Below are 26,791 nucleotides of genomic sequence, written 5' to 3'. Positions count from 1 at the left end.
GGCCAGACCCCCGGCTCTGTTCCACCAGCCAGGGCCCCTGCCCTTCCTCCCTCCGCGAACGAGGTGTCTCTCCCATGAGTGCGTTGCCGACCCGCCGACCCTTCGACCCGAGTGACGAGGTCTTCCGCGTGCACGAGGGCGGCAAGCTCGCCGTGCACGCGACCTCGCAGCTGCGCGACGCGGCCGACCTCTCGCTGCTCTACACCCCCGGCGTCGCCGAGGTGTCGCTCGCCATCGCCGCCGACCCGGGTCTGGCCCGGGCGTACACGAGCCGGCGCAACACGGTCGCGGTCGTCAGCGACGGCACCGCGGTGCTCGGCCTCGGTGACATCGGGCCGCTCGCGGCGATGCCCGTCATGGAGGGCAAGGCCGTGCTCTTCAAGCAATTCGCGGGTGTCGACGCCGTGCCGGTCTGCATGGAGACCGGCAGCATCGAGCAGATCGTCGACGCCGTGGCCCGGATCGCCCCCACGTACGGCGGCATCAACCTCGAGGACATCTCCGCGCCGCGCTGCTTCGAGATCGAGCGCCGACTGCAGGAGCGCCTCGACATCCCGGTCTTCCACGACGACCAGCACGGCACGGCGATCGTCGCCCTCGCCGCGCTACGCAACGCGGCCGTCGTCGTCGAGAAGGAGCTGACCGGCCTGCGCGTCGTCGTGGCCGGGGCGGGCGCGGCGGGCGTGGCGGTGAGCCGCATCCTGCTCGCGGCCGGGGTGACCGACGTCGTCGTCACCGACTCGCAGGGCGTGCTGGGTCCCGACCGGGACGGGCTCGCGCCGCACAAGGCCGACCTGCGCGCGGCGACGAACCCGCGTGGGGTGACCGGCGCGCTCGGCGAGGCGCTGTCGGGCGCGGACGTCTTCATCGGGGTGTCCGGTGGCACGGTCGCCGAGCGCGACCTCATCCGGATGGCGCCGCGTGCCGTCATCCTGGCCCTGGCCAACCCCGACCCCGAGGTGCACCCGGTCGTGGCGGCGCGCTTCGCCGAGGTCGTGGCGACCGGACGGTCGGACTTCCCGAACCAGATCAACAACGTGCTGGCCTTCCCGGGCATCTTCCGCGGCGCCCTCGACTCGGGTGCCCGCCGCATCACGGAGGCGATGAAGCTCGAGGCGGCTGCCGCCATCGCCGCGCTCGTCGAGCACCCGACGGCCGACCGGATCGTGCCGAGCGTCTTCGACGAGCGGGTGGCGCCCGCCGTGGCCGCCGCAGTCGCCGCCCTCGCGCCCTCGTCGTCGGCGGGAGCCTCCCGTCCGGGGCCGTATGCCGTGCGGTGACGTCCGCCCGGCCGCGCGTCAGGCGTCCTCGGCCGGGTCGGTGAGGCCCCGGGCCGTGAGGGCCTCTCCCGTCGCGCGGGCGTAGCCGACGACGTGCACGACGGTCGGCACGACCACGGCGCGCGGGTCGCGCTCGAGCCCTCGGGCCCGGGCCGACTCGCGCACCGCCGAGAACGACCCGAGCACCCACGGCACCGACCGCACGACGATCCCGAGGGTGAGGGCGACGACCTCCGGGTCGACGAACCGACGCGCCGGCCGGGCCGCCCGCACCGCGCCGTCGAGCAGGTCGGTCACCGGCGTCGTCGCGGTGAGGACGCCGGCCGCGACGAAGGCGTTGACGATGCCGAGCACGACGCGGACGGCATACGGCAGGCCCGTCGACCACCACTGGAAGGCGAGCAGGACGACGATCACCGGGGCCAGCCCGCGCATCGAGCGGAGCAGCCGGCGCACGGGCAGCTGCGCGACGACGACGACCCCCGCGAGGGCGGCGGTGACGAGCGCCAGCGGCCACGGCGACGAGACGAACCACGGCAGCAGTCCCACGACCACCACGCCGGCGAGCTTGGGCCACAACGGCATCCGATGGACGACCGAGGTGCCGGGCACGTGCGTGGTGAAGAGCCCCGGTGCGGTCACGGCTCGTCGACCAGGCCGCGGTAGTGGTCGACGGCGTCGGCCGGGTCGCCGTCGAAGACGACCGCGCCCCCGTCGACGACGAGGGTGCGGTCGGCCACGAGCGCGAGGTCGAGGTCGTGCGTCGCGAGCACGACCGTCTGCGGCAGCGCCTCGAGCACCCGCCGCAGCCGCAGGGTGTTGCGGCGGTCGAGCAGCGTCGACGGCTCGTCGAGCACGAGCAGCGCGGGGTCGGTCGCGAGGACGACGGCGAGCGCGAGCAGCTGGCGCTCGCCGCCCGAGAGGTCGTAGACGCTCTGGTCGGCGAGGGCGGTCAGGCCGAAGCGGTCCAGCACGTCGCGGGCCGCGGCGCGGCGGGCCGTGCGGTCGCGGTGCACGCGGCGCAGCGAGAGCTCCACGTCCTCCCGGCCGGTGGGCAGCACGAGCTGCGAGAGCGGGTCGGTGAACGCGAAGGCGACGCGGCGGCGGACGGCGGCGCCGTCACGCACCGTGTCGAGCCCGTCGACCGTGACGTGGCCCGACGTGGGCGCGACGAGCCCGTTGAGCAGGCGGAGCAGCGTCGACTTGCCGGAGCCGTTGGCGCCGACGACAGTGACGCGGCGTTCGGTGAGCGTGAGGTCGAGCGGTCCGAGGATGGTGCGGGGGCGACGGTCGGGGGCGCCGTCGGACGGCACGTCGACGCGCGCCCCGACGACCCGGACCGTCGTCACGCGCGGCGGCGGGCTGGGCGCACGAGGACGTCGGGGAAGGCGCGGTGCACGGCGACGGCCGCGACGACCGCGACGACGGCCTTGAGCAGGTCGCCGGGCAGGAAGGGCAGGTCGGCGCCGATCGCGGCCGAGAGCGGCAGCCTGAGGTTGACCATGAGACCGGCGACGCCGAGCGCGTGCACGACGACGACCGAGGTCACGACCGACGCGGCGACGAGCAGCGGCGCCCATAGGGAGCGGCGCGCGCGCCGGACGACCGTGCGCGCCGCGAGGCCGACGACCACGGCGGCGACGACGAACGAGAGGAGGTAGCCGGCCGTCGGCCCGCTCAGCACCTGCAGCCCTGACTGGCCGGCGCTGAAGACGGGCAGCCCCACGAAGCCGAGGAGGAGGTAGACGAGGACGGCGACGCCGCCGCGGCCCGGGCCCAGCACGAGCCCGGTGAGCAGCACGGCGAGCGTCTGCAGGGTGATCGGCACGCCGAACCCGCCGACGGGGATGCCCGGCACCACCGCCGCGGCGACGAGCAGGGCGGTGAAGACGGCGACGAGCGCCACCGAGCGGGGGTCGACGCCACGCGACCGTCGCGCGTCGCCGGGGCCCGGTCGTGCGGCAGCCGTCGCGGTGCCGGTCGGCTCCCGGCGGACGTGGGTGTTGTCGGTCACGGGCAGGACCCTACCGGGGGTGTCGCGACCCGCCGGACGCGCGCCCGCCCGCTCCGCCCGTGCGACCGCGCCGGTCACTAGGGTGCTGGAATGCTCGCTGCCCACGCCGTCAGTCAGTCCGCCTCCGACCCGCTCTCCGGCCTCGTCGTCGGGGAGCGCCCCGACCCGCAGCCGCGCCCCGGCTGGACCCTCGTCGACGTGAGGGCCGCCGCGCTCAACCACCACGACGTCTGGTCGCTCCGCGGGGTCGGTCTGCCGGCGGACCGGCTGCCGATGGTGCTCGGCTGCGACGCCGCAGGCGTCGACGCCGACGGGAACGAGGTCATCGTGCACGCCGTCGTGCCCTCCGAGGGCTGGCAGGGCGACGAGACGCTCGACCCGAGGCGCACCCTGCTCTCGGAGCTGCACGACGGCACGCTCGCCGAGAAGGTGCTCGTGCCCGCCGGCAACGTCGTGCCCAAGCCGGAGGGGATGGCGTGGGAGACCGCGGCGTGCCTCTCGACGGCGTGGCTGACGGCATACCGGATGCTCTTCACGAACTCGGGCGTGCAGCCCGGGGGCACCGTGCTCGTGCAGGGCGCCGGCGGCGGCGTCGCGACCGCGCTGCTCCAGCTCGGCGCCGCGGCCGGCTACCGGATGTGGGCGACCTCGCGCGACGAGGCCCGCGGCCAGCGCGCGCTCGCGATCGGCGCCGACCGCGTCTTCGCCTCGGGGGAGCGCCTGCCCGACCGCGTCGATGCCGTCATGGAGACCGTGGGCGCCGCGACGTGGTCGCATTCGGTCAACGCGCTGCGCCCGGGCGGCACCATCGTCATCTCCGGCGCGACGTCGGGCGACGCGCCCGCCAAGGCCGAGCTGACCAAGATCTTCTTCAAGCAGCTGCGCGTCGTCGGCTCGACGATGGGCACGCGTGAGGAGCTCGGGCGTCTGGCCCGGTTCGTCGGGCAGGCGGGCATCGAGCCGGTCGTCGACTCGGTGCTGCCGCTCGCGCAGGCCCGCGACGGCTTCGCGCGGATGGTCGACGGCGACGTCTTCGGCAAGGTCGTCTTCACCGTCGGCGGGTAGCCGGCGGGTAGCCGGCGGGTAGCCGGCGGGCGCCGGTCAGGCCTGCTCGGTGACGCCCACGACGACGGAGAGCCCGTCGGCCGCGGGCGTGCGCGGCTCACCCACGAGCCGCTCGCACCACAGCGCCGCCCGCAGCCGGGTGACGAGCGCCCCGAGGTCGTATGCCGTGTCGGCGCCCAGCGTCACCGTGTCGGGTCCCACGTCGGCCGTCGCGCCCTCGCGGTCGTGCAGGGCGAGGCGCACGGCCCGCGAGACGGCGGCCACCCGCGTGTCGGGCGCCACGGGCGCGATGCCGACGGCGACGGACTCGGGGCTGCCCGGCTCCACGCCGAGCGCGGCGCGCACCGCCTCGACCCGGCCGAGGCCGAACCAGTCGCCGGGGCCGGTGCGCACGAGGTCGCGGCCGCCCGGGGCGCCGTCGGTGGCGCCGTCGAGGACCGCACCACGCAGCCCCCGCACGACCGCGGCCGGCACGGCCGCGACCTTGCCCTTGACGAGGTCGGCGGCGGCGGCCACCTCGTCGGCCACGGCCCGGCTCGTCACCTCGAGCGGCCGGCCGTCGGCGTCGGTGCCGCCGCGCAGGTCGTCGAGCACGTGCATCCCGTGGGCGCCGAGCGCGAAGTCGACCTGGCCGACGCGCCACGGGCGCCCGGCGGTGTCGCTGAGCACCACCCCGACGGCGACGCCGTGCCGGGCCCGCAGCGACGCGCAGAGGCGCGCGCAGACATCGTCGGGGTCGTGGGGGAGGAGCAGCCAGCCGCCCCGGTCGCCGGTGTTCGACCCGTCGACCCCCGCGGCGGCCATGACCGGGCCGGCGGTCGCCTCGACGATCCGGGTCACGCGGTCACCGACCGTGCGCTCGGCCACGACGCGCCGGCTCTGCTCGCGCACGACGCGGTCCTTGTCGGTGTCGTCGGTGACGAGACCGAGCGACTTGCTCGCGATCTTGCTCGAGACGACGAGCACGTCGCCGTCGCGCAGGCGCACTCGGGCGTGCGCCAGCCCGAGGTCCACGACGTCGGCGAGGTCGTCGCCCTCGTGCACCTCCGGGATCCCGGTCAGCGGCAGGAGGGTCACCACGCCCGGGGCCCTGGTGTCGGGATCAGTGTCGAGAGCCGTGTCGGGATCCGTGTCGGGAGCCGTTCCGGGGTTGGTCATGCCGGGCCGGAGCCGGGGCGCAGGCGCAGCCCGAGGTCGAGGGCGGCACCGGCCATCGCCGCGGCCGCGTCGGTCGAGCTCATGAGCAGCGGCCGGTGCACGACCTCGAGCCCCCGGCGCGAGGTCATCGGGTCGTCCTCGTCGACGAGCCAGCCGTCGAGGAAGTCGGCGTAGAGCCCGGCCACGGCCTCGCTCGTCTCGTCGATCCCGATGGTGCGCAGGCACACGTCGGCGTGGCCGCGGACGGGGCGGCCGCCGACGAGGGGCGAGACGCCGACGACCGGGGCCCGGCTGCCCCGGAGCGCGTCGCGCACCCCGGGCACGCCGAGGATGATGCCGATCGAGACGACGGGGTTGCTCGGCGGGAGCAGCACGACGTCGGCCTCGCGGATGGCGTCGAGCACACCGGGGGCCGGTGCCGCGCGGTCGAGGCCGGCCACGACGAAGCGCTCGGCCGGCAGCTCGGCGCGGTGGCGCACCCACCACTCCTGGAAGTGGATGGCGCGCTGCTCACCGTCCTCCGTGACCACGACGTGCGTCTCGACGGGGGTGTCGGTCATCGGCAGCAGGCGCACGCCCTGCTCGCCCAGCCCCCAGCGGGCCGAGAGGCGCTCGACGACCCCGCTGAGCGGCACACCCCGGCCGAGCAGCTGCGAGCGGAAGACGTGCGTCGCGAAGTCCTTGTCGCCGAGGCCGAACCACGTCGGCTCGGCGCCGAGCGCCGCGAGCTCCTGCGCCAGGTGGTGCGACTCGTCGGCGCGCCCCCAGCCCTGGCCCTCGTGGATGCCGCCGCCGAGCGTGTAGAGGAGCGTGTCGAGGTCGGGGCAGATGCGCAGGCCGAAGAGGGTGATGTCGTCGCCGGTGTTGCCGATGACGGTCAGCTCGACCGGTTCGGTGGACGGGGTGGTGCGGGCGTGGTGGAGCAGGCCGCGGAGGAACCGGGCCCCTCCGACCCCTCCGGCGAGGGCGGTGATGCGCATGCGGCGATCCTCTCAGCCGGCCACCCGCAGCGCTGTGCTGGGGGTGATCTGTCCGGTTCGTGCTGGCAAATATCACCTGCGGGCTTGACGTGAGGCATATGACACGCATGTAATTTCATCGTTGTCGTCGTCGGATCGCGTCGTTGGGGCACCCGGACTGGTTTGTCCGGAGTGCCCGGGTCACGAAGTCGCCGGGTGCAACAAGTGCTGACACATGTGCAGTCAGGGTCGAGGAGGGGTCATGCACGAGTTGATGGTGGTCTGGTCGGACACGAGCGGCGCGGAGGAGGGTGAGCTCTCCTGGCAGGAGCGTTCGCTGTGTGCCCAGACCGATCCGGAGGCGTTCTTCCCGGAGAAGGGCGGTTCGACGCGCGAGGCCAAGAAGGTCTGCGTCGGGTGTGAGGTGCGCTCCGAGTGCCTCGAGTACGCGCTGTCCAACGACGAGCGCTTCGGCATCTGGGGTGGCCTGTCCGAGCGTGAGCGCCGCAAGCTGAAGAAGCGCGCGGTCTGACCGTGTCGTCCGACCCCGGCATCGCCCAGGTGCCCGGGTGGGCAGAGCCGTGAAGGTGACCACCGTGCCCGACGAGCTCTCCCAGGACCTCCGCACCCCCGCAGGCGCGGGGCGTGCGTCCTCGGCGACCCCCGGGACGCCGACGCCGGCGGTGCCGGCGTCTCCGCAGGCCCCGACGGCCCCGACGGCCACCGGCTCCGCCCCTCCCTCGACGGGGCCCGCCGGGACGTCGCGCCCCGAGGCCGGCGACGCGACCGTCGCGGCCGTGGTCGTCGTCCACGACGGGGCCGACTGGCTCGCGGCGTGCCTCGACGGCCTCGCCGCGCAGACCCGGCCGCCCGAGCGGCTCGTCGTCGTCGACGTCGCGAGCACCGACTCCTCCGCCGCCATCGCTCAGGCGCACGCCCGCGTGCGGCGGGCCGTCCCGTCCGTCGAGCTCGTGCGGCTCGAGCGCCGGGTGCCGGTGGGTCGCGCCATCGAGGCCGGCGTCGCGGCGCTGCCCGAACCGGCCGACGCGGCCGCGAGCTGGGTCTGGGTGCTCCACGACGACGCCGTGCCGCGCCCGACGGCGCTCGAGCGGCTGCTGCAGGCCGGGCTGCGCTCGCGCTCGGTCGGCATCGCCGGCCCGAAGATCGTCAGCGCCGACGACCCCCGTCGCCTCGTCGAGATGGGCATCCAGATCACCCGCACCGGTCGTCGCCTCGCCTCGCCGGCGCGCGGCGAGGCCGACCAGGGCCAGTACGACCACCGCGCCGACGTGCTCGCCGTGAGCACGAACGGCATGCTCGTGCGCCGGGCCGCCTACGACGACCTCGGCGGTTTCGACCCGGCGTTCGTCGACCACGGCGCCGACCTCGACCTCGGTTGGCGCGCGCAGCTGGCCGGCCACCGGGTCGTCGTCGTGCCCGCCGCCGTCGTCAGCGACGCCACGGCCGGGCTCGACGGCAAGCGCCCCGACGCCCCGCGTCCGCGCGAGCTCGAGCGCCGCGGCCGGCGGGCGGCTCGCCAGGTGACGCTCGCCCGGTGCTCCCCGCTCGCGGCGCCCTTCCTCGCGCTGTGGATGGCACTGTCGGCGGTGCTCGCCTCCGTCACCCTGCTCGTGGCCAAGCGCCCAAGGCAGGCCTGGCGCGAGCTGACCGACGTCACGGCCCTGTTCCACCCCGTCGCCACCCTCGGCGCCCGCTGGCGCGGACGGCGCACCAAGCGCCTGCGCCGCGACCACCTCGGCACCCTCTTCGTCGCACCCCTCGTCGCCGCGCGCACGACGATCGACCACATCCAGGACGCCATCACCCCGGAACGCAGCCTGGCCCGGCGCGAGGCGGCGGCCACGACCGAGACGGGGCCCGTCGCCGACGAGTCGGAGTCGCTCGACCAGCTGCCCGCCTCGCTGCCGCGCCGCGTGCTGACGCACCCCGGCGTCCTCGCCACCGCCGTCGTCGTCGCCACCTCCGTGGCGGCCTGGCGGGACACGATCCGCGCCGGGGCCCTGTCGCCGACCAACACCGGCGTCGCCGGCGGCGAGCTGCGCCCGGTGACGACCGGCTCGTCGGGGCTGTGGCACGCCTTCCGCGACGCCTGGCACGGCGCCGGTCTCGGCACCGGTGTCGACTCCGGACCCCACCTGGCGGTGCTCTCCGCCCTCACCTGGCTCGCCGAGCGCGTGCCGGCCGTCGCCGAGAGCCGGTCGAGCGCGGGCGTCACCATCGCCTGGCTGCTCTTCCTCACCCCCGCGCTCGCCACCTGGGCCGCCTACCTCGCGGCCCGGGTCGTCACGCCCTCGCGCGTCGCGCAGGCGCTCGCGGCGCTCGCGTGGGGCACCGCAGGGGTCGCCGCCACCGCCGTCGCGCAGGGCCGGGTCACCGTCGCGGTCGCCCACGTGCTGCTGCCCTTCGTCCTGGCGGGCTTCTGCCTCGCCGCCCGCCGTGACGGCACCTTCACCGCCACCTTCGCGACGGCGCTCGCCGCCGCCGTGCTGGGGTCCTTCGCCCCACCGCTGCTCGTGCTGACCACGGTGGCGGCCGTGCTGCTGCTGCTCCTCGGTCCGGGCCTGCGCCGGGTCCGCGCGCTCGTGCTGCTCGTCGTGCCGCTCGCCCTGCTCGGCCCGTGGGCCACGCGCTTCGTCGACGACTGGCGGCTGCTGCTCTCCGGTCCTGGACTCGTCTCCACGACGGGGGAGCGCGGTCCGTGGGACGTCGTGGCGCTCGTCCTCGGCACGACCGGCAGCCCGGGCTGGGCCATGTGGCTGGGTGCACCCGTCGTCGTCCTCGGCCTGGTCGGGCTCGGGGTGCGCGGACGCACCCGGTCGGAGTCCGTCGGCCTCGGCGCCGGCGGCCTGCTCGCCGTCGTCGGCCTCGGCGTCTCGCTCCTCGCCGACCGCGTCGTGCTCGGCTCGGCCGAGACCGGCGTCGGCACGTCGTCGCCGGCGCACCTCTGGTCCGGGATCGGGGTCCAGCTCTGGCTCGCCGGACTGCTCGTCGGCCTCCTCGCCGGCAGCCGTCCCGTGCTCGCCGCGCTGCGCCGCACCGACCGCCGGTGGCGCTTCGCCGCCGCCGTCGTCGTCACGGCCCTCGCCGCCGCACCCGTGCTCGTCGGTGCCGCCCTGTGGGGCGTGCAGGGCACCGGCCGCTCCCTCTCCGTCGGGCGTGCCTCGTTGCCCGCCGTCGCCCTCGAGCAGGCGGGCGGCCCGCTCGCGAACCGCCTCCTGCTGCTGCGCCCCTCGGACGACGTCGTCGACTTCGTGCTCGCCGGCCAGGAGCCGGGCGAGCTGCTGCGCGACCTCGACCGCGCCGGGGCGAGCGTCGACGACAGCCCGCTCGTCGGCGCCGTCGCCGACATCGTCGGCGGTCGCGGCGCAGAGAGCCTCGACGCCGGCGCGCTGGCCCGCCTCGGCATCGGCTTCATCCAGGTGCGCGGCTCGGCCGACACGCCCCTCGCCCGCCGGCTCGACTCCGCCGAGGGGCTCAGCCGCCTCGGCACGAGCGAGCACGGCGTGCTGTGGAAGGTGCAGCCGCTGCCCGCGGCGGCCGGTGCGGCCGCGGCGACGGCGCCCTCCCGGGCCCGCCTCGTCGACGCCGACGGCGCCCTGCTCGCCGCCGTGCCCACGGTCGGCCCGCACGCAGCCGTCAGCACGACGCTGCCGGCGTCGACCGTCCCGCGCAACCTCGTGCTCGCCGAGCCGCCCGAGTGGGCCGACTCGGCACGCGTGACCTTCGCCGGCGCGGTGCTCCCGCGGGTGCCCGGCACCGACCAGCCGACGTATGCCGTTCCCTCGACCTCGGGTGACCTCGAGATCGACCTCGCGGCCGCCGAGCCGTGGTGGCGCGTCGGCCAGGCGGCGCTGCTCGGCCTCGTCGTCTTCCTCGCCGTGCCCTTCGGCAACCGTCGCTCCAGGAGGCGCGCATGAGCACCGTCACCGGGGTCGTCCGGGTCGGCGCGGTGACGCTCGCCGCAGCCGCCCTCGCCGTCGGCGCCACCCGCGTCAGCGGGTCCGTGCAGCTCGCCACGCCGGGTGAGCGCGCCGGGCTGCCGGAGTCTTCGAGCGTGCTCGTCGAGGAGTCCTCCCTCGTGTGCCCGGGGCAGCAGCGCCTCGGCGCGGTCGGCCTGCGCGACGTCCGCGGCAGCGTCACCGTCGCGGCCGCAGCCCCGGCGCCAGGCGTCGTGGAGGGCCTCGCGAGCGGTGCCGGCACCGTGCAGCTGCTCTCCGGGGCCCGCTCGACCGGCTTGGCGCAGGGCACCACGCCGGGTGCCGCGGTGAGCGCCGCCGCGCCCGGCGCCGACCTCGTCATGGCGCGGGCGACGGGCACCCTCGCGCCGGGACTCGTCGCGACCCAGGTCTGGCGCCACACGGGCGACGATGACCGTGGGCTCGCCGTGACCCCCTGCCAGCTGCCGTCCTCGGACGTGTGGCTCGTCGGCGGCGGTGACGGCCCGTCACGCACCGAACGGGTGGTCGTGACCAACCCCGGGGCGAACGCCGTCTCGGTGTCGTTCGAGATGCTCGGTCGCTCGGGCCGGATCGCCGCCGCCGACGACCTGTCCGTCTCCATCCCGCCGCTGTCGCGCACCGTCGTCTCGCTCGACGCCATCGCCCCGAGCGAGGCCGGTCCCGTCGTCCACGTGAGCGCGACGGGGGGCGTCGTCACCGCGGTGCTCGACGAGCAGTGGATCCTCGGCGCCACCGGGCGCGGCATCGACGACTCGACCCGTGCCGCCGCGCCCGCCACCGACCTCGTGGTGCCCGGCATCGAGACCGGCGGCTCGTCGGTCTGGGTGCGACTGGCCAACCCGGGCGACACCGAGGCCCTGGCCCAGGTGCGCCTCCTCACGGCCACCGGCGCCGTCCAGCCCGACGCGCTGCGCGCCGTGCGGGTGCCGGCCGGCTCGACCGTCGACGTCGCCGCGCCCGTCAACGCCGCGGCGATGGGGCTCGGCGTCCGGTCCGACCAGCCGCTCGTGGCGGCCGCGTGGACCGAGCGGCGCGCGACGACCGGCGACCGCATGGGCGACTTCGCCTGGACGGCGGCCACGCCGGCGCTGCACGGTGTCGCGGGCGTGCTGCTCCCGGGACTTTCCGGCACGAGCAAGCGGGTGCTGCTCACCGCAGGACCGGCCGGTGCGCAGGTCCAGGTCCGCCTCGGCTCCGGCCCCGGCGCACCCGTCACGACGGTCTCGGTGCCCGCGGACGCCACCCGCGCCGTCGACGCCGGCTCGGCCGACGGCGTGTGGGTCGTGCCGCGCAGCGGCACGGTGCGGGGCGCCGTCTCCGTCGTCGGCGCGGACGCGGGGGTGCCGTTCTTCGGCGTGGCGGCCCTGTCCGACGCGCCGGTGCGGGCGCAGTCGGTGCCGGTGCGACAGGTGCGCAACTGACCGACGGCGCGGGCGGAACGGCCTCCTCGCCGAACCCCTACTCGCCGAACCCCTACTCGCCGAACCCCTACTCGCCGAACCCCTACTCGCCGAACCCCTACTCGCCGAACCCCGGGTCGAGCTCCTCGGGGGAGACCCCGAGCAGGCCGGCGACCTGCTCCGTCACGATGTCGGCGACGAGTGCCGCGACGTCCCGACGGTCCGTCACCCGCGTCTCCACGGGCCGCCGGTAGACCACGATGCGAGCCGGTCGCCCCTCGGTCGCGGGGTAGAGGCGACCGAGCGGCACCTCGCGGTGGTCCCACGGAGCCGGTCCGCGCGGCACGTCCTCGACCGCGAACTCCACGGTGGGAAAGGCACGTCCGCAGGTCGCCTCGAGGCGGGCCGCGGCGTCGAGCACGTAGTCGTCGAAGGCGTCCCGCCGCGTCGTCATGGCCGGCACGGGAGGCCAGGCGAGCGGCCCGCGGCGACCACGGCCGTGACGGTCGCGCACCCGACGGCGGGCCGGGGTGCGGGGCGGGGGACTGTCCACGGTCCCACTCTAGATCGTCGGTGCGGCGGGTCCGTCGACGATCTGGTGGCGGCCCGGCGTGGTGATTCGTCGTGCCACCGGTGGCCGACTAGAGTCGCCGATCGTGGGTCTGACACGTGGTTGCTCGAAGACGGGATGCGCTCGCCCGGCGGTCGCCACCCTGACCTACGCGTATGCCGACCGCGCCGTCGTCGTCGGGCCACTCGCGACGTACGCCGAGCCGCACACGTACGACCTCTGCCTCGAGCACGCCGAGCGCATGACCGCCCCGCGCGGGTGGGACGTCGTCCGCGTGGGCGGTGAGTTCCCCGAGCCCGCGCTCGCGGCCGACGACCTGCTCGCCCTCGCCGACGCCGTCCGCGAGGCCGGGCGGCCACGCACGCGCCGCCCCGCCGAGTCCCGCCCCACGGAGAGTCGCACGGCCTCCCGAGGGCAGGCGAGCGCCGAGGCCGACTCCGGGGCCGTCGAGTCCGGCCGCCGGGGGCACCTGCGCATCCTGCGCGACTCCTGACGGCTAGGGTGTTCGCCGTGCCTCATCTCGCTGACTTCGTCAAGGCGTACGACGTGCGCGGACTCGTGCCCGACCAGCTCTCCCCGGACGTCGCCCGGGCCATCGGCGCCGCGTTCGCCGAGGTCGTCGCGATCCCCGACGGATCGAGCGGCATCGTCATCGGGCACGACATGCGCCCCAGCTCGCCCGAGCTCTCCGCCGCCTTCGCGGCCGGGGTCACCGCGCGCGGCGTCGACGTCACCCTCATCGGGCTGTGCTCGACCGACGGTCTCTACTACGCCAGCGGCGCCCTCGACCTGCCCGGCGCGATGTTCACGGCGAGCCACAACCCGGCGCAGTACAACGGCATCAAGCTGTGCCGCTCGGCCGCGCGCCCGGTGGGCCAGGACTCCGGCCTCGCCGAGATCCGCGACCTCGCCCAGTGGATGCTCGACGGCGGCACCGGCCTCGCCGAGCCCGTCGGCGGCCCCGGGTCGGTGACGACGCGTGACCTGCTCGGCGACTACGCCGCCTTCCTGCGCGGCCTCGTCGACCTCTCGGGCTCGCGGCCGCTCAAGGTCGTCGTCGACGCCGGCAACGGCATGGGTGGGCACACGGTGCCCGCCGTGCTCGGCACGGGTGCCGGGCTGCCCGAGCTGCCGCTGACGATCGTCCCGCTCTACTTCGAGCTCGACGGCACCTTCCCCAACCACGAGGCGAACCCGCTCGACCCGGCCAACCTCGTCGACCTGCAGGCCGCCGTGCGCGAGCACGGCGCCGACATCGGGCTCGCCTTCGACGGCGACGCCGACCGCTGCTTCGTCGTGGACGCCGACGGCGAGCCGGTCTCGCCGAGCGCCGTCACCGGCCTCGTCGCCGTGCGCGAGATCGCCCGGGCCCGCGCCGGTGGCGACACCGACGTCGCCATCGTGCACAACGTCATCTCGAGCGCTGCGGTCCGCGAGATCGTGCTCGAGGCGGACGCGACCCCGGTGCGCACCCGCGTCGGCCACTCCTTCATCAAGGCCGAGATGGCCCGCGCCGGTGCCGTCTTCGGTGGCGAGCACTCCGCGCACTACTACTTCCGCGACTTCTGGTTCGCCGACACCGGCATGCTCGCCGCGATGCACGTGCTCGCGGCCCTCGGCGAGCAGGACGAGCCGCTCTCGCGTCTCTGCGCCGAGTACGAGCGCTACGTCGCCTCGGGCGAGATCAACTCGACCGTGCAGGACCAGGCCGGCGCCGTCGAGCAGGTGCGGGCCTGGGCGCAGGTGCGCGGCGCGCAGACCGACGAGCTCGACGGCCTCACCGTGCGCAGCCCCGAGGGCGAGGCGCCGACGTGGTGGTTCAACGTGCGCGCCTCGAACACCGAGCCGCTGCTGCGGCTCAACGTCGAGGCCGCCGACCGTGAGACGATGACCCAGGTCCGTGACGAGATGCTCGCCCTCATCCGGTCGGGCGCCGCCGGGGACGATGCGGGCCACCGCCCCGCCGACAGCGCAGGAGCCGCCTCGTGAGCCAGAGCCAGCAGACCATCGAGCCGTGGCTGCGCGGGATCCTGCGCTGCCCCCAGTGCAAGGGTGAGCTCGTCGACGTGCCGGCCGAGGCCGGTGCCGCCTCAGGGACGGCCGAGCTGCGCTGCGACGTGTGCCACCTCGCCTATCCCGTCGAGGGCGGCGTGCCCGTCCTGCTCGTCGACCTCGCCCGCCGCACCGACGGCTGACCGCCGTGGGCGCCGTGTTCGACGAGGGCCGGCTGGACGACGAGGACGCCCTGCAGGCGCTCGACCGCGGTGAGACCCTCCGGGCGCTGGCCGGTGCCGGCGCCCAGGTGCGCCGCACCGCGGCTGCGGCCGGGGAGGCGGGCCTCGACCGGCTGCGCGACGTCGAGCCCCGCGGCGTCGTCGTCGCGGCCGCCGGGGGCTCCGTCGCCGTCGCCGACCTCTTCGAGGCCGTCTCGCGCGGCGCCGCCGCCCTGCCCGTCCAGAGCTGCTCCTCGGGGTCGCTGCCCGGCTGGGTGGGGGCCCTCGACGTCGTGCTCGCCGTGTCGCAGTCGGGCCGCGCGGCCGGCACCCTCGCGCTGGCGGCGGAGGCGGCCCGCCGGGGCGCCTTCCTCGTCACGGTGGGCGCCGCCGACTCGCCCCTCGCCGACGTCTGCGCGCGCGCGCACGGCGTGCACGTGCCGATCGCCGTCGAGGGCTCCTCGTCGCGCACGTCGATGTGGGCACAGGCGACACCGGCCCTGCTCGCCGCCGACGCCATGGGCATCGCCTCGACCGGCCAGGCGACCCTGGGGGAGCTCGCCGACGTGCTCGACGCCGCGGCCACCGACGCCCGGCCCGGGTCGGAGTCCTTCGTCAACCCCGCCAAGGTGCTCGCCGTCGAGCTCGCCGAGTCGACGCCGATCGTCCTGGGCGACGGGCCGTTCGGTGACGTCGCGGCCCGGCGCGCCGCGGCGATGATCGGCCGCACCGGCCGCCTCCCGGTCGCGCACGGCTGCCTGCCCGACGCCGCGAGCCAGATCGTCGCCTGCTTCGACGGGCCGCTCGCCCCCGGCGATCCGGACGGCGACGGCGGCTCGGGCGGCTCGGGCTCGCGCCGGGTCGACGACATCTTCGCCGACCCCTTCCTCGACGGGCCCTCGAGGCCACCGCTGCGGCTCATCATGCTGCGCGACTCCTCGGACGGAGCCTCGCACCGGCTGGCCGACACCGTCGTCTCGGTCGCCGAGGACGCCGGAGTGCGCGTCTCGCTCGTCGACGCCCCGTCGGCCCACCCCCTGCTGCGGCTCGCCCACCACGTCGCGCTGACCGACTTCGCGGCGAGCTACCTCGCCCTCGGCTGCGGGTTCGACCCGGCCACCTCACCGCACGTCGGCATGCTCCGGGGCGCGCGCGGCGCCTGAGTCCGGCGCCTGGCACCTGAGCGCAGCACTCCGGCGCCGCCTGCGCGCAGCGTGGTCGCCGTGGGCACGTACGCTGCCCCCGTGACCTCGCACTTCGACCTCGCTATCATCGGCAGCGGCTCCGGCAACTCGCTCGTGACGCCCGACTTCGACGACAAGCGCGTCGCCGTCATCGAGCACGGCACGTTCGGTGGCACGTGCATCAACGTCGGCTGCATCCCCACGAAGATGTTCGTCTACGCGGCCGACCTCGCCCGGGAGGTGCGCGAGGCGGGTCGCTACGGCGTCGACGCCACGCTCGAGGGCGTCCGCTGGGCCGACGTGCGCGACCGCATCTTCGGGCGCATCGACCCCATCAGCGAGGGCGGCCTGCGCTACCGCGCGGAAGGACCCAACACCACGGCCTTCCTCGGGCACGCGCGCTTCACCGGCGACCGCCGGCTGACGATCACCCGCAGCGACGGCGGCAAGGAGACGATCACGGCCGACCAGGTCGTCGTCGCCACCGGGGCGCACCCCGTCGTGCCCGAGGTCGTCACGGCCTCGGGGGTGCCGTTCCACACCTCCGACACCGTGATGCGCATCGACGAGCTGCCCCGCCGCCTCGCCATCGTCGGCGGCGGCTACATCGCGGCCGAGATGGCTCACGTCTTCTCCTCGTTCGGCGTGCAGGTGACCCTCGTCGCCCGCAGCTCCCAGCTGCTGCGCCACCTCGACGCAGAGATCTCCGAGCGCTTCACCGACCTCGCCCGCGAGCAGTGGGACGTCCGCACCGGCGCGACGGTCGTGGCCGTCGAGCGGATCGCTCCTGACAGCGGCGCGGGCGTGCGGCTGCGCCTCGACGACGCGTCGACGGTCGAGGCGGACCTGCTCCTCGTCGCCACCGGACGTGAGCCGAGCAGCGCCGGCCTCGACCCGGCCGCGGGCGGCATCCGGCTGCGGGAGGACGGCCGCGTCGAGGTCGATGCCTACGGCCGCACGAGCGCGCCCGGCGTCTGGGCGCTCGGCGACGTCAGCGCGCCCCTGCAGCTCAAGCACGTCGCCAACGCCGAGGCGCGCGCGGTCGCGCACAACCTCGTGCACCCCGACGACCTGCGGGCCTTCCCGCACGACCACATCCCGTCCGGCGTATTCAGCCACCCGCAGATCGCGACCGTGGGGCTCACCGAGGGGGAGTGCGTCGAGCAGGGGCTGCCGCACGTCACGTACGTCCAGAAGTTCGGTGACACCGCCTACGGCTGGGCGATGGAGGACACGACGAGCGTCTGCAAGCTCGTCGCGGACCCCACCACGGGGCGGCTGCTCGGCGCGCACCTCATGGGGCCGCAGGCGACCACCCTCATCCAGCCGCTCATCCAGGGGATGTCGTCCGGCACGACGGTGCACGACCTCGCACGCGGCCAGTACTGGATCCACCCGGCTCTCAGCGAGGTCGTCGAGAACGCCCTGCTCGGGCTGCCCCTCGACGCGCCCGCCTGAGCCCGTTCCCAGCGGACTCCCAGCCCACCCTAGGATGACGCCATGGCAGGCGGACTCGTAGCCCTACTCGACGACGTCGCGGCGCTCGTGAAGCTCGCGGCGGCGTCCGTCGACGACGTGGGCGCGGCAGCGGCGAAGGCGAGCGTCAAGGCGACGGGCGTCGTCGTCGACGACACGGCGGTGACGCCACGCTACGTGCAGGGGCTCTCGCCCGACCGGGAGCTGCCGATCATCAAGCGCATCGCGCTGGGGTCGCTGCGCAACAAGCTGCTCATCATCCTGCCGATCATCATGCTGCTCAGCCAGTTCGTGCCGTGGCTGCTGACGCCGATCCTCATGGTCGGCGGCACCTACCTCGCGTACGAGGGCGCCGAGAAGGTGTGGGAGATCGTCTCGGGCCACCGCGAGGCCGAGCCCGAGCCCGGCGAGGTCGACGAGAAGGCCGTCGTCTCGAGCGCCGTGCGCACCGACTTCATCCTCTCGGCGGAGATCATGGTGATCGCCCTCAACGAGGTCGACACCGAGCCGTTCGTCTCGCGCCTCATCATCCTCGTCATCGTGGCCCTGCTCATCACGGCGCTCGTCTACGGCGTCGTCGGCCTCATCGTCAAGATGGACGACGTGGGCCTGCACCTCGCGCAGCGCGAGTCGGGCGCCTCGCAGCGCATCGGCCGGGGGCTCGTCAAGGGCATGCCGAAGCTGCTGTCGGTGCTCTCCACGGTCGGCATCGCGGCCATGCTCTGGGTCGGTGGCCACATCCTGCTCGTCGGCGTCGACGAGCTGGGCTGGCACGCCCTCTACGACGTCGTGCACCACCTCGAGGAGGGGGTCGCAGGGGTGGCCGGTGTCGGTGGCCTCCTCGCCTGGGTCGTCAACACCCTCGCGTCCGCGCTCATCGGCCTCGTCGTCGGCGCCCTCGTCGTCGCCGTCCTGCACGTCCTCCCGCGTCGCCGCGGTCACGACGGGGCCGCAGCCGCCCACTGACGGCGGCTCCCGTCGGGGCCCCCACCGCCGCCACCGCCGCTCGCGTGCTGCTCCGGAAAGCGGAGCAGGATCCGATGGGAGAGTCCAGACAGGGCGCTGCCGCCGCTCGTATCCTGCTCCGGAATCCGGAGCAGGATCCGACACGTCGACCCCGACCCGCCGACCCCGACCCGCCGGCGGTGGACGCTCCCGGAGACCGTCGACCCTCGACACGTCGGTTCGAGTCCTGCGGAGCCCACCGCTAGACTGGGCGACTGCCGGCGTGGGTGATGACCCGCCAGATGAGCCCAGAGGGGCGCGCCGGGTCTGCACACCGACGATCAAAGGAACCGATCACTCATGTCCTTCGACTACAAGGTTGCCGACCTGAGCCTCGCCGAGGCCGGCCGACACCAGCTCCGTCTCGCCGAGCACGAGATGCCCGGCCTGATGGCGATCCGTGAGGAGTACGCCGCGGCGCAGCCGCTCAAGGGCGCGCGCATCGCCGGCTCGCTCCACATGACGGTCCAGACGGCCGTGCTCATCGAGACGCTCACCGCGCTCGGCGCCGAGGTCCGCTGGGCCTCCTGCAACATCTACTCGACGCAGGACGAGGCCGCTGCCGCCGTCGTCGTCGGCCCGAAGGGCTCGGCCGACGACCTGCAGGGCGTGCCCGTCTTCGCCTGGAAGGGCGAGACGCTCCCCGAGTACTGGTGGTGCACCGACCAGATCCTCACCTGGCCCGGCGGCGAGGGCCCGAACATGATCCTCGACGACGGTGGCGACGCCACGATGCTCGTCCACAAGGGCCTCGAGTGGGAGAAGGCCGGCCAGGTGCCGCCGACCACCGACGAGGACTCCGAGGAGTTCGGCGTCTTCAAGGAGCTCGTGCGCCAGACGATGGCGACCGACCCGCAGAAGTGGACGACCGTGGCCGCCGGCATCCAGGGCGTCACCGAGGAGACCACGACGGGCGTCCACCGCCTCTACCAGCTCGCCGAGGCCGGCGAGCTGCTCTTCCCGGCCATCAACGTCAACGACGCGGTGACCAAGAGCAAGTTCGACAACACCTACGGCTGCCGCCACTCGCTCATCGACGGGCTCAACCGCGCCACCGACGTGCTCATCGGCGGCAAGGTGGCCGTCGTCGCCGGCTACGGCGACGTGGGCAAGGGCTGCGCCGAGTCGCTCCGTGGCCAGGGCGCCCGCGTCATCGTCACCGAGATCGACCCGATCTGCGCGCTGCAGGCCGCCATGGAGGGCTTCCAGGTCGCCCGCCTCGAGGACGTCGTCGCCAGCGCCGACATCTTCATCACGACGACCGGCTGCTACGACGTCATCACGGCCGAGCACATGACGCAGATGAAGAACAAGGCCATCGTGGCCAACATCGGCCACTTCGACAACGAGATCGACATGGCGGGCCTGGCCCGCGTGCCCGGCGTGCAGAAGACGCAGATCAAGCCGCAGGTTCACGAGTGGACCTTCGAGAGCGGCAGCTCGATCATCGTGCTGTCCGAGGGTCGCCTGATGAACCTCGGCAACGCCACCGGTCACCCGAGCTTCGTCATGAGCAACAGCTTCAGCAACCAGACCATCGCGCAGATCGAGCTCTTCACGAAGCCCGGCGAGTACGACAAGAAGGTCTACACGCTGCCCAAGCACCTCGACGAGAAGGTCGCGCGCCTGCACCTCGACGCCCTCGGCGTGCAGCTCACCGAGCTGACGAAGGGCCAGGCCGAGTACCTCGGCGTCGACGTCGCGGGCCCGTACAAGCCCGAGCACTACCGGTACTGACGCCCCGCCCCCTCGGGGGCCGAGCCCACCGCCGACGTATGCCGTCCGCCCTCACCGGGGCGGGCGGCATACGTGCGTCCGGGGCCGGCGCGACTCAGCCCGGCGCGCGCAGCAGGAGGTGGCTGCTGCCCCGGGCGGCCACGGTCCATCGCGTCTGGGCGACGAGCGCCTCGGCGACCGGCAGGTCGGCGGGCACGAGGGCCCAGCGACAGCCGGTGCGCGAGAGGTAGGCCGTCCAGCCCGGCTCGGCCCGGTGGAAGGCCATGTAGGACTCGACGTGCGCGAGGGAGTAGATCTCGGTGCGCCCGTCGATGGCCGGGCGCACGTTCGGGTGCTTCCAGATGAGCCAGCCGCCGCTGCCGTAGTCGTTGCACACGACCGTGCCGGCCGGCAGGGCCGCGATCGGGCGGTCGAGGTCGTTCGGGCCCCACTGCGGCTGAGCGGCGCGCGCCGGGGCCAGGGCGCCGGACACGACGAGCCCGACCGCCGCGAGGGTGAGCGTGAGCGCCACCTCGCGGCGCCGCAGCGGCTCACGGGGCAGGCCGGCGGCGCGCGCGAGGCTCGGGGCGACCACCGGGGCGAGCACGGCCGCGCCGACGGCGACCGTGCGCACGTAGAGGAGGGCGAGCCCGATGGCGAGGGCGGCGAGGGCGAGCTCGGTCCACGGGACCCGGAGGCGCGCGCGGGACCAGACGAGCACGGTGACGCCGGCCAGCGCGAGGAAGGCCACGAACCCGATGTCGCTCAGGGAGGGCGGGCGCCACTCGGTGACGTACTGCGCGTACTCGCGCACCGACGACGGGGCCGCGAGCAGCTCCGGCCCGACCGGGGTCAGCGCCGCAGCGACGAGGGAGGCCAGCGGCACGAGCGCGAGCCGCAGCCAGGCGCGGCCGCGGGCGACGCCGTCGAGGAGGAGCCCGGCGAGGGCGGCGACGCCGACGGCGACGCCGACGAACCACATCCCGTGGCTGCAGGCCCACACCCACGTGAGCGGGACGAGCCACCAGCGGGCCCGGCCGTCGTCCCGCGTGCGCAGCCACGCCCCGGTCGTCACCGTGGCGAGCGCGAAGGAGACGAGGTGGGGGCGCAGCGTCAGGCTGGAGCTCATCGCGACGACCGCGACGAGCACGACGACCGCGGTGACGAGCAGTGGCGCGTGCCGGCGCACGGCGAGCCAGAGCGCGAGGGTGATCCCGGCGCCGCCGAGGGGGAGCAGCCACGAGACGCCGGGCAGGCCGAACGCCTGCTGGGCGAGGCTCATGACGACCTCGGGCAGCCACTCGTGCAGGCGCCACGGGAGCGTCGACATGGTGCTCCAGGGATCGGCGCCCGAGAACGACCACGTCTCGCGCAGACGGTCGCCCGCCGCCAGGTGCCAGAACGTGTCGGGGTCGCTGACGGGGCGGGCGAGGACGACGACGACCGAGAGCACGGCGAGCCCCGGCAGGACCTGTCGCACGAGCAGCGGCAGGGCCGACCGGCGGTCGGATCCGGCGGGGGTGACGGGCTCGGCGGCGTCGTCGCGTCGCGCGTCGCGCGTCGAAGTGGTCGTCACCGGTGAATTCTCGCCGCTGCACGACGACTCTGGGGGTTTTCGGGTGAATTGCCCCGACCGGCGGCCGGTCGGCCGCGCGTGACGGCATGCGACGATGGAGCTCCACCGACGTGCACGCAGGGACGACCCATGACCAAGCTTGTGACCGCAGCGCTGGCGCTGGCCCTGACCGTCACGGCGGCCGGGTGCTCGCAGGCGGCGGACCCGGCCGGCACCACCGGATCCATCGGATCCACCGGATCCACCGGCCCCACCGGCGCCACCGGCTCAGGGGGAGCGGGGGCCACCTCCGGCGCCTCGGTCCCGAGCGACACGATGTCGTCGGGGACCGTGCCCGACGACGGCTCGACCGCGACCGCGGGGGCGGGCGCCACCGCGGCGCCCGTCGACCAGAGCACGCCGGAGAAGGCGATGAGCTCGTGGCTCGGTGCCATGGTCGCCGGCGACGGCGAGACCGTCTGCGCGCTCATGGCGGCCAAGGGCAAGGCCATCCCGAGCATCCCGGGTGCGGCGAAGGCGTGCGGCACCTCGATCGCCCCGACGCTCGAGCAGATCACGCAGCTGGGGGCCGTCTTCACCGGCCTCACCATCGACGGCGCGACCGTCACCGGTGACGCGGCCACGTTCGAGCGCGCCACCGCGGTGCCGCCCATCGCGGCCACGGTGGTCAAGAACTTCAAGGCCGTGCGCATCGGCGGGAAGTGGTACGTGACGCAGGGCTGACCTGCCCGCGGCGCGACCGCCCGCGCGGGGCCCGCAGCCGTCGGGGGCCACGGACGGGTGTGTGAAGATGTGGTCATCGATGCACGGGGTCCGCGGTCCGCGGGGACCCCGGGGAGGAGCATGTGGTGAAGGGTCGGGTTCTGGTCGTCGACGACGACCTCGCACTCTCGGAGATGCTCGGGATCGTGCTGCGCAACGAGGGTCTCGAGGTCAGCCACGTGGCCGACGGCTCCGAGGCGGTCGGTGCGTTCCGCGAGTCCCGGCCCGACCTCGTGCTGCTCGACGTCATGCTGCCCGGCCTCGACGGCATGGAGGTCTGCCGCCGCATCCGTGCCGAGAGCGGCGTGCCCATCGTCATGCTGACGGCCCGCACCGACACCGTCGACGTCGTCGTCGGGCTCGAGTCGGGAGCCGACGACTACGTCGTCAAGCCCTTCAAGCCGCAGGAGCTCATCGCCCGGGTGCGCGCGCGCCTGCGGCGGGGCGACGAGCCGGCTCCCGAGAAGCTCGCCATCGGGGACCTCGAGATCGACGTCGCGGGCCACTCGGTCAAGCGTGCCGGACAGGCCCTCTCGCTGACGCCGCTCGAGTTCGACCTGCTCGTCGCCCTCGCCCGCAAGCCGTGGCAGGTGTTCACCCGCGAGGTCCTCCTCGAGCAGGTCTGGGGCTACCGGCACGCCGGCGACACCCGCCTCGTCAACGTCCACGTCCAGCGACTGCGCTCGAAGATCGAGCACGACCCCGAGCGCCCCGAGATCGTCGTCACGGTGCGCGGCGTCGGCTACAAGGCCGGTCCGTCCTAGCCATGGGCGGGCGCGCGGCCCCGGGCGGACTCGCGGGCGTGTCCTCGCGGGCCGGCGCCGTGCTGCGCGCGGGGTGGCAGCGGCTGCTCCACCTGTGGCGGGCCTCGCTCGGCTTCCGCGTCGTCGTCGTCACGATGCTGCTCGGCGTGCTCGTGCTCACGGCGGTGGGCACCTACCTCTACGGGTCCATCGCCCAGGGGCTCGTCGACGGCCGCCAGCGGATCGCGGCGGAGGACAGCCTGCGAGACGCCACCGACGCGCAGCGCAACTTCGACATCACCGACCAGAACGGGTCGGCCGAGGAGCTGACCCAGTTCGCCACGACGCTCGTCAAGCAGTACCGACGGGACGCCGGCAACGAGACGCGCTACGTCGTGCTCTCGCGCCTCGCGAACAACAACGACGGCCTCGTCGTCATGAACGCCATCGAGAGCGGCAGCGTCGGCGTGCGCTTCATCCCCGACGAGCTGCGCGCGCAGGTGGCCGCCCAGCCCAACCGCCAGCACCTGCAGGTGGCCACCATCGAGGAGGGCACCGACACGATCTCGGCCGTCATCGTCGGCCAGCGCATCGACACCGGTGTGGCGGGCGACTACGGGCTCTACTTCATCTACCCGATGCACCGCGAGCGCGAGATCATCAGCTTCATCGGGCAGACCTTCCTCATCGGTGGCGCTGCCCTCATCCTGCTCGTCGGCGCGATCGCCTTCGTCGTCACCCGGCTCGTGGCCGACCCGGTGCGTCGGGCCGCGATCGTCGCCGAGCGCTTCGCCGAGGGCAACCTCAACGAGCGCATGCGCGCCAAGGGGGAGGACGACCTCGCGCGCCTCGGCAACTCCTTCAACGCCATGGCGGCCTCGATCCAGCAGCAGATCGCGCAGCTGGAGAACCTCTCGCGCGTGCAGCAGCGCTTCGTCTCCGACGTCTCGCACGAGCTGCGCACGCCGCTGACGACGATCCGGATGGCGGGCGACCTCATCCACGACTCGCGGGGCGACTTCGAGCCGACGGTCGCGCGCTCCGCCGAGCTGCTCCGCGGCGAGCTCGACCGCTTCGAGGAGCTGCTCACCGACCTCCTCGAGATCTCGCGGTTCGACGCGGGCGCCGCCGTGCTGGAGGTCGAGGCGAGCGACCTGCGCGCCTCGGTCGAGCGCGCCGTCGACGCGCACCGCACCCTCGCCTCCCGGCGCGGCACCCAGCTCGTCGTCGTGGCGCCGGCCGACCCGGTCGTGGCCGACATGGACTCGCGCCGCATCGAGCGCATCCTGCGCAACCTCGTCTCCAACGCGATCGAGCACGGCGAGGGCAAGCCGGTCGAGGTGACGGTGGGCGCGAACGACTCCGCCGTGGCGGTCACCGTGCGCGACCACGGCGTCGGGCTGCGGCCCGGCGAGGCCGCGCTCGTCTTCACCCGCTTCTGGCGCGCCGACCCGGCCCGGGCCCGCACGACCGGTGGCACCGGCCTCGGCCTCGCCATCGCGCTCGAGGACGCCCGGCTGCACGCCGGGCGGCTCGAGGCGTGGGGAGCGCGCGGCGAGGGGTCGTGCTTCCGCCTCACCCTGCCGCGCAAGGCCGACGCCACGATCACGAGCTCGCCGCTGCCGCTCAGCCCGCTCGCCATGGAGGCGGCCCGGGCGCGCGCGGCCGACGACGACGGCTCGACCCGGGGTGGCCCGGGCGGCGAGGGCACGTCCCGTCCGGTCGCCGACGACGACACGGTGCGACTGCGCCGCATCGTCGTGGAGCGCGCCCCGTGAGACGAGGCCGGCACGGCGCACGGCTCGCGGCGCTCGCGGCCGTGGTGCTCCTGCTCGGGGCGTGCGGCTGGGGCGGGCTGCCCGGCACGGGCGACGTCGTCGAGGGCCGCGCGCTCGGTGACGTCAACAACGAGCAGGTCCGCGTCATCGCGGTGGGGCCCCTCGACGGTGCGAGCCAGGAGTCGATCGTGCGCGGCTTCCTGCGCGCCGGGGAGGACAACGACGACACGCACGCGACCGGCAAGCTCTTCCTCGAGCCCGCCAGCGTGGACCGCTGGCGCTGGTCGAGCCAGGAGGTCGTCGTCTACGGCGGCGAGCTGACGCTGACCCGGCGGACGGCCGACCGCATCGACGTCTCCGCCCCGGTGCTCGCCCGCGTGGCGCCCGACGGCCGCTACGTCGAGCAGCCCCCGGGTGCCCGCGCGCAGGTGCGCCTCGGCCTGACGAAGGTGGGCGGCGAGTGGCGCGTCGAGCTGCCCCGCGACGGCTTCGGCCTGTGGCTCGACGCCGACCAGTTCGCCCGGGTCTACACCAACCGCTATGTCTACTACGTGACGCCGAACGGGCGCGACCTTGTGCCGGACTCGCGCTGGTTCCCGAGCGGCAGCCGGCTCGCGACGACCCTCGCCCGGGCCCAGCTGAGCGCGGTGCCCGAGCACCTCGCGGGCGCGGTGACGACGGGCGTGCCCGCTGGCACCCGGCTCGCCGTCAACGCCGTGCCCGTCGTCAACGGCACGGCGCAGGTCAATCTCAGCAGCCAGGCGTTGTCGGCCGACCCGGCCAGGCGCACGGCCATGTGGGCGCAGCTGACGAAGACGATGCTGCAGATCCCTGCCGTCACGGCCGTCTCGCTCTCGGTCGACACGACCCCGCTCGAGCTGCCCGGCGGCGTCACCACGGTCTCGACGTCGTCGGAGCTCGGCTACGACGTCGTGCCGCGCACCGCCCTCGAGACCGTCCTCGTGCGCCGCGGCGACCTGCTGCGTCGTCTCGACCCGCGCTTCGTGCCGGACGTCAAGTCGGCCAAGCGCCCCGACCTCAAGGCTCGTGACGGCGACGTCGACCGCATCCCCGACACGTGGCGCAGCCTCGCGCTCTCGGTGGACGGCAAGCAGGTCGCCGCCGTGTCCGACACGCGCGCCGAGCTCTCGCTCTGGCGCTCCACCGAGCCGACGAAGTCGATCGCGCCCTTCGCGACGTCGCTGACGAGACCCGTCTACGACGCGGACGGCTACCTCTGGGTCGCTGGGGCCGACGCCGCCGGTGACGACCAGGTCTTCGTCCTCGACGCCGTCTCGAGCGACCCCCGGGCGACGCCCGAGCCGATCCGCACCCCGTGGCTCGGCGACCGGAGGGTGACCGCGATGGCCGTGGCGGCCGACGCCTCCCGGGTGCTCGTCATCACGACCGACCGCGACGGCCGCGACGTGCAGCTGGGGCTCAGCGGGATCGTCCGTGCCACGAACGGCCAGCCGCTCGCGCTGTCGCCACCGCTGCGACAGGCGCAGTCGCTGACCCGGATCCAGGACGTCGCCTGGCTCGACTGGGTCAACTACGCCGTGCTCGGCCAGGTGCGCGCGGGAGACCCCATGCGACCCTGGCTCGCGACGCTCGGGGGAGCGGTCGACGGCACGACGCAGGAGGTCGGTCGGCTGAGCCCCGTGCCCGGCGCGGTCACCATCACGACCGTGGGCGGGCCGCGTGGCCTCGTCATCGTCACGAGCGACGAGCGCGTGCTCGCCCGGGCGGGCTCGACCTGGCGCCAGACGGCCCGCGGCAGCGACGTGCTCGCCCCGGGCGGCTGACCGCCGGACACCCGGCGCCCGTCCACACCCCCCGCCCGCAGGGCGCCGTCGTCCACAGTCGCGGCCGGCCCGGTCCCGGACGACGTCGCCCCGTGGTCTGCTGCCG

Annotated in this window: 23 protein-coding genes; 16 read left to right on the top strand and 7 right to left on the bottom strand. The window is 74.8% G+C overall.

From position 1 onward, the window contains the following. Positions 1 to 74 precede the first annotated feature (74 nt). Entirely contained in the window at positions 75 to 1,280 is a 1,206-nt protein-coding gene (locus ABT295_RS07295) for an NAD(P)-dependent malic enzyme (RefSeq protein WP_352393733.1), read from the top strand. An 18-nt stretch (positions 1,281 to 1,298) separates the two neighbouring features. On the opposite strand, the gene ABT295_RS07290 is transcribed toward ABT295_RS07295, so the two are convergent. The 3 genes from ABT295_RS07290 to ABT295_RS07280 are packed head-to-tail and all read right to left on the bottom strand — an operon-like array spanning position 1,299 to position 3,294. After that, positions 1,299 to 1,922 carry an energy-coupling factor transporter transmembrane component T family protein gene (locus ABT295_RS07290; protein WP_352393732.1) on the bottom strand — a complete coding sequence of 208 codons (624 nt, stop codon included), beginning with the start codon at positions 1,920 to 1,922 and terminating at the stop codon, positions 1,299 to 1,301. Next, positions 1,919 to 2,629, bottom strand: coding sequence for an energy-coupling factor ABC transporter ATP-binding protein (locus ABT295_RS07285; RefSeq protein WP_352393731.1), 711 nt, complete (start codon positions 2,627 to 2,629; stop codon positions 1,919 to 1,921). Before ABT295_RS07285 ends, ABT295_RS07290 begins: the two co-directional genes overlap by 4 nt. Continuing rightward, the gene (locus tag ABT295_RS07280) at positions 2,626 to 3,294 is read right to left on the bottom strand and encodes a biotin transporter BioY (protein ID WP_352393730.1); all 669 of its coding nucleotides are present in this window, start codon (positions 3,292 to 3,294) and stop codon (positions 2,626 to 2,628) included. The genes ABT295_RS07285 and ABT295_RS07280 overlap by 4 nt, the downstream gene beginning before the upstream one ends. A 90-nt stretch (positions 3,295 to 3,384) precedes the next feature. Here ABT295_RS07280 and ABT295_RS07275 point away from each other — a divergent pair, with 90 nt between their 5' ends. Then, positions 3,385 to 4,359 (top strand): zinc-binding dehydrogenase, encoded by a 975-nt coding sequence (locus tag ABT295_RS07275; protein WP_352393729.1) that lies wholly within the window; start codon positions 3,385 to 3,387, stop codon positions 4,357 to 4,359. Positions 4,360 to 4,395: 36 nt separating this feature from the next. Here ABT295_RS07275 and cofE read toward each other — a convergent pair whose 3' ends face one another. Together cofE and cofD are read right to left on the bottom strand one after the other, a co-directional pair. Continuing rightward, positions 4,396 to 5,439, bottom strand: coding sequence for a coenzyme F420-0:L-glutamate ligase (cofE, locus tag ABT295_RS07270; RefSeq protein WP_352393728.1), 1,044 nt, complete (start codon positions 5,437 to 5,439; stop codon positions 4,396 to 4,398). Between the two features lie 74 nt (positions 5,440 to 5,513). Next, the gene (gene cofD / locus ABT295_RS07265; RefSeq protein WP_352393727.1) at positions 5,514 to 6,497 is read right to left on the bottom strand and encodes a 2-phospho-L-lactate transferase; all 984 of its coding nucleotides are present in this window, start codon (positions 6,495 to 6,497) and stop codon (positions 5,514 to 5,516) included. Between the two features lie 241 nt (positions 6,498 to 6,738). On the opposite strand from cofD, the gene ABT295_RS07260 reads away from it, so the two are divergent. The 3 genes from ABT295_RS07260 to ABT295_RS07250 are packed head-to-tail and all read left to right on the top strand — an operon-like array spanning position 6,739 to position 11,877. Next, positions 6,739 to 7,008: a WhiB family transcriptional regulator gene (locus tag ABT295_RS07260; protein ID WP_345507515.1), complete on the top strand. Its 270-nt coding sequence runs from the start codon at positions 6,739 to 6,741 to the stop codon at positions 7,006 to 7,008. A gap of 49 nt (positions 7,009 to 7,057) precedes the next feature. Continuing rightward, a complete protein-coding gene (locus tag ABT295_RS07255; protein ID WP_352393726.1) occupies positions 7,058 to 10,414 on the top strand; it encodes a glycosyltransferase in 3,357 nt (1,118 codons plus the stop codon). Beyond that, the gene (locus ABT295_RS07250) at positions 10,411 to 11,877 is read left to right on the top strand and encodes a DUF5719 family protein (protein ID WP_352393725.1); all 1,467 of its coding nucleotides are present in this window, start codon (positions 10,411 to 10,413) and stop codon (positions 11,875 to 11,877) included. The genes ABT295_RS07255 and ABT295_RS07250 overlap by 4 nt, the downstream gene beginning before the upstream one ends. Before the next feature lie 97 nt (positions 11,878 to 11,974). On the opposite strand, the gene ABT295_RS07245 is transcribed toward ABT295_RS07250, so the two are convergent. After that, on the bottom strand, positions 11,975 to 12,409 hold the full coding sequence (locus tag ABT295_RS07245) for a metallopeptidase family protein (protein ID WP_352393724.1): 435 nt from the start codon (positions 12,407 to 12,409) through the stop codon (positions 11,975 to 11,977). A gap of 103 nt (positions 12,410 to 12,512) precedes the next feature. Between ABT295_RS07245 and ABT295_RS07240 the strand changes: the two genes are divergently transcribed. The 7 genes from ABT295_RS07240 (at position 12,513) to ahcY (ending at position 20,042) form a co-directional block, all read left to right on the top strand. Continuing rightward, positions 12,513 to 12,920 (top strand): DUF3499 domain-containing protein, encoded by a 408-nt coding sequence (locus ABT295_RS07240; RefSeq protein WP_352393723.1) that lies wholly within the window; start codon positions 12,513 to 12,515, stop codon positions 12,918 to 12,920. A gap of 8 nt (positions 12,921 to 12,928) precedes the next feature. Next, on the top strand, positions 12,929 to 14,416 hold the full coding sequence (locus ABT295_RS07235) for a phosphomannomutase/phosphoglucomutase (RefSeq protein WP_352393722.1): 1,488 nt from the start codon (positions 12,929 to 12,931) through the stop codon (positions 14,414 to 14,416). After that, complete coding sequence (locus tag ABT295_RS07230) at positions 14,413 to 14,622, top strand: Trm112 family protein (protein ID WP_352393721.1); 210 nt, start codon at positions 14,413 to 14,415, stop codon at positions 14,620 to 14,622. The genes ABT295_RS07235 and ABT295_RS07230 overlap by 4 nt, the downstream gene beginning before the upstream one ends. A gap of 5 nt (positions 14,623 to 14,627) precedes the next feature. Further along, complete coding sequence (locus tag ABT295_RS07225; protein WP_352393720.1) at positions 14,628 to 15,803, top strand: SIS domain-containing protein; 1,176 nt, start codon at positions 14,628 to 14,630, stop codon at positions 15,801 to 15,803. A gap of 81 nt (positions 15,804 to 15,884) precedes the next feature. Further along, positions 15,885 to 17,282 (top strand): mycothione reductase, encoded by a 1,398-nt coding sequence (locus tag ABT295_RS07220; protein ID WP_352393719.1) that lies wholly within the window; start codon positions 15,885 to 15,887, stop codon positions 17,280 to 17,282. A 42-nt stretch (positions 17,283 to 17,324) separates the two neighbouring features. Then, complete coding sequence (locus tag ABT295_RS07215) at positions 17,325 to 18,266, top strand: DUF808 domain-containing protein (RefSeq protein WP_352393718.1); 942 nt, start codon at positions 17,325 to 17,327, stop codon at positions 18,264 to 18,266. 339 nt (positions 18,267 to 18,605) lie between these two features. Beyond that, positions 18,606 to 20,042: an adenosylhomocysteinase gene (gene ahcY, locus ABT295_RS07210; RefSeq protein ID WP_352393717.1), complete on the top strand. Its 1,437-nt coding sequence runs from the start codon at positions 18,606 to 18,608 to the stop codon at positions 20,040 to 20,042. Positions 20,043 to 20,136: 94 nt separating this feature from the next. On the opposite strand, the gene ABT295_RS07205 is transcribed toward ahcY, so the two are convergent. Further along, positions 20,137 to 21,597, bottom strand: a complete 1,461-nt coding sequence (locus ABT295_RS07205; RefSeq protein ID WP_352393716.1) for a hypothetical protein — start codon at positions 21,595 to 21,597, stop codon at positions 20,137 to 20,139. A gap of 129 nt (positions 21,598 to 21,726) precedes the next feature. Between ABT295_RS07205 and ABT295_RS07200 the strand changes: the two genes are divergently transcribed. The 4 genes from ABT295_RS07200 to ABT295_RS07185 all read left to right on the top strand — a co-directional run bounded on the left by ABT295_RS07200 (position 21,727) and on the right by ABT295_RS07185 (position 26,685). Continuing rightward, entirely contained in the window at positions 21,727 to 22,320 is a 594-nt protein-coding gene (locus ABT295_RS07200) for a hypothetical protein (protein WP_352393715.1), read from the top strand. Between the two features lie 125 nt (positions 22,321 to 22,445). Continuing rightward, positions 22,446 to 23,123 carry an MtrAB system response regulator MtrA gene (gene mtrA / locus ABT295_RS07195; protein ID WP_352393714.1) on the top strand — a complete coding sequence of 226 codons (678 nt, stop codon included), beginning with the start codon at positions 22,446 to 22,448 and terminating at the stop codon, positions 23,121 to 23,123. A 2-nt stretch (positions 23,124 to 23,125) separates the two neighbouring features. After that, positions 23,126 to 24,880: an MtrAB system histidine kinase MtrB gene (mtrB, locus tag ABT295_RS07190; RefSeq protein WP_352393713.1), complete on the top strand. Its 1,755-nt coding sequence runs from the start codon at positions 23,126 to 23,128 to the stop codon at positions 24,878 to 24,880. Further along, complete coding sequence (locus ABT295_RS07185) at positions 24,877 to 26,685, top strand: LpqB family beta-propeller domain-containing protein (RefSeq protein WP_352393712.1); 1,809 nt, start codon at positions 24,877 to 24,879, stop codon at positions 26,683 to 26,685. Before mtrB ends, ABT295_RS07185 begins: the two co-directional genes overlap by 4 nt. Positions 26,686 to 26,791: the final 106 nt, after the last annotated feature.

It is taken from the genome of Terrabacter sp. NPDC000476 (genome assembly GCF_040300125.1).
Classification (GTDB): Bacteria; Actinomycetota; Actinomycetes; order Actinomycetales; family Dermatophilaceae; genus Terrabacter.
The sequence above is the reverse complement of the archived record's forward strand: the minus strand, read 5'-3'. Positions and strand labels throughout refer to the sequence as shown.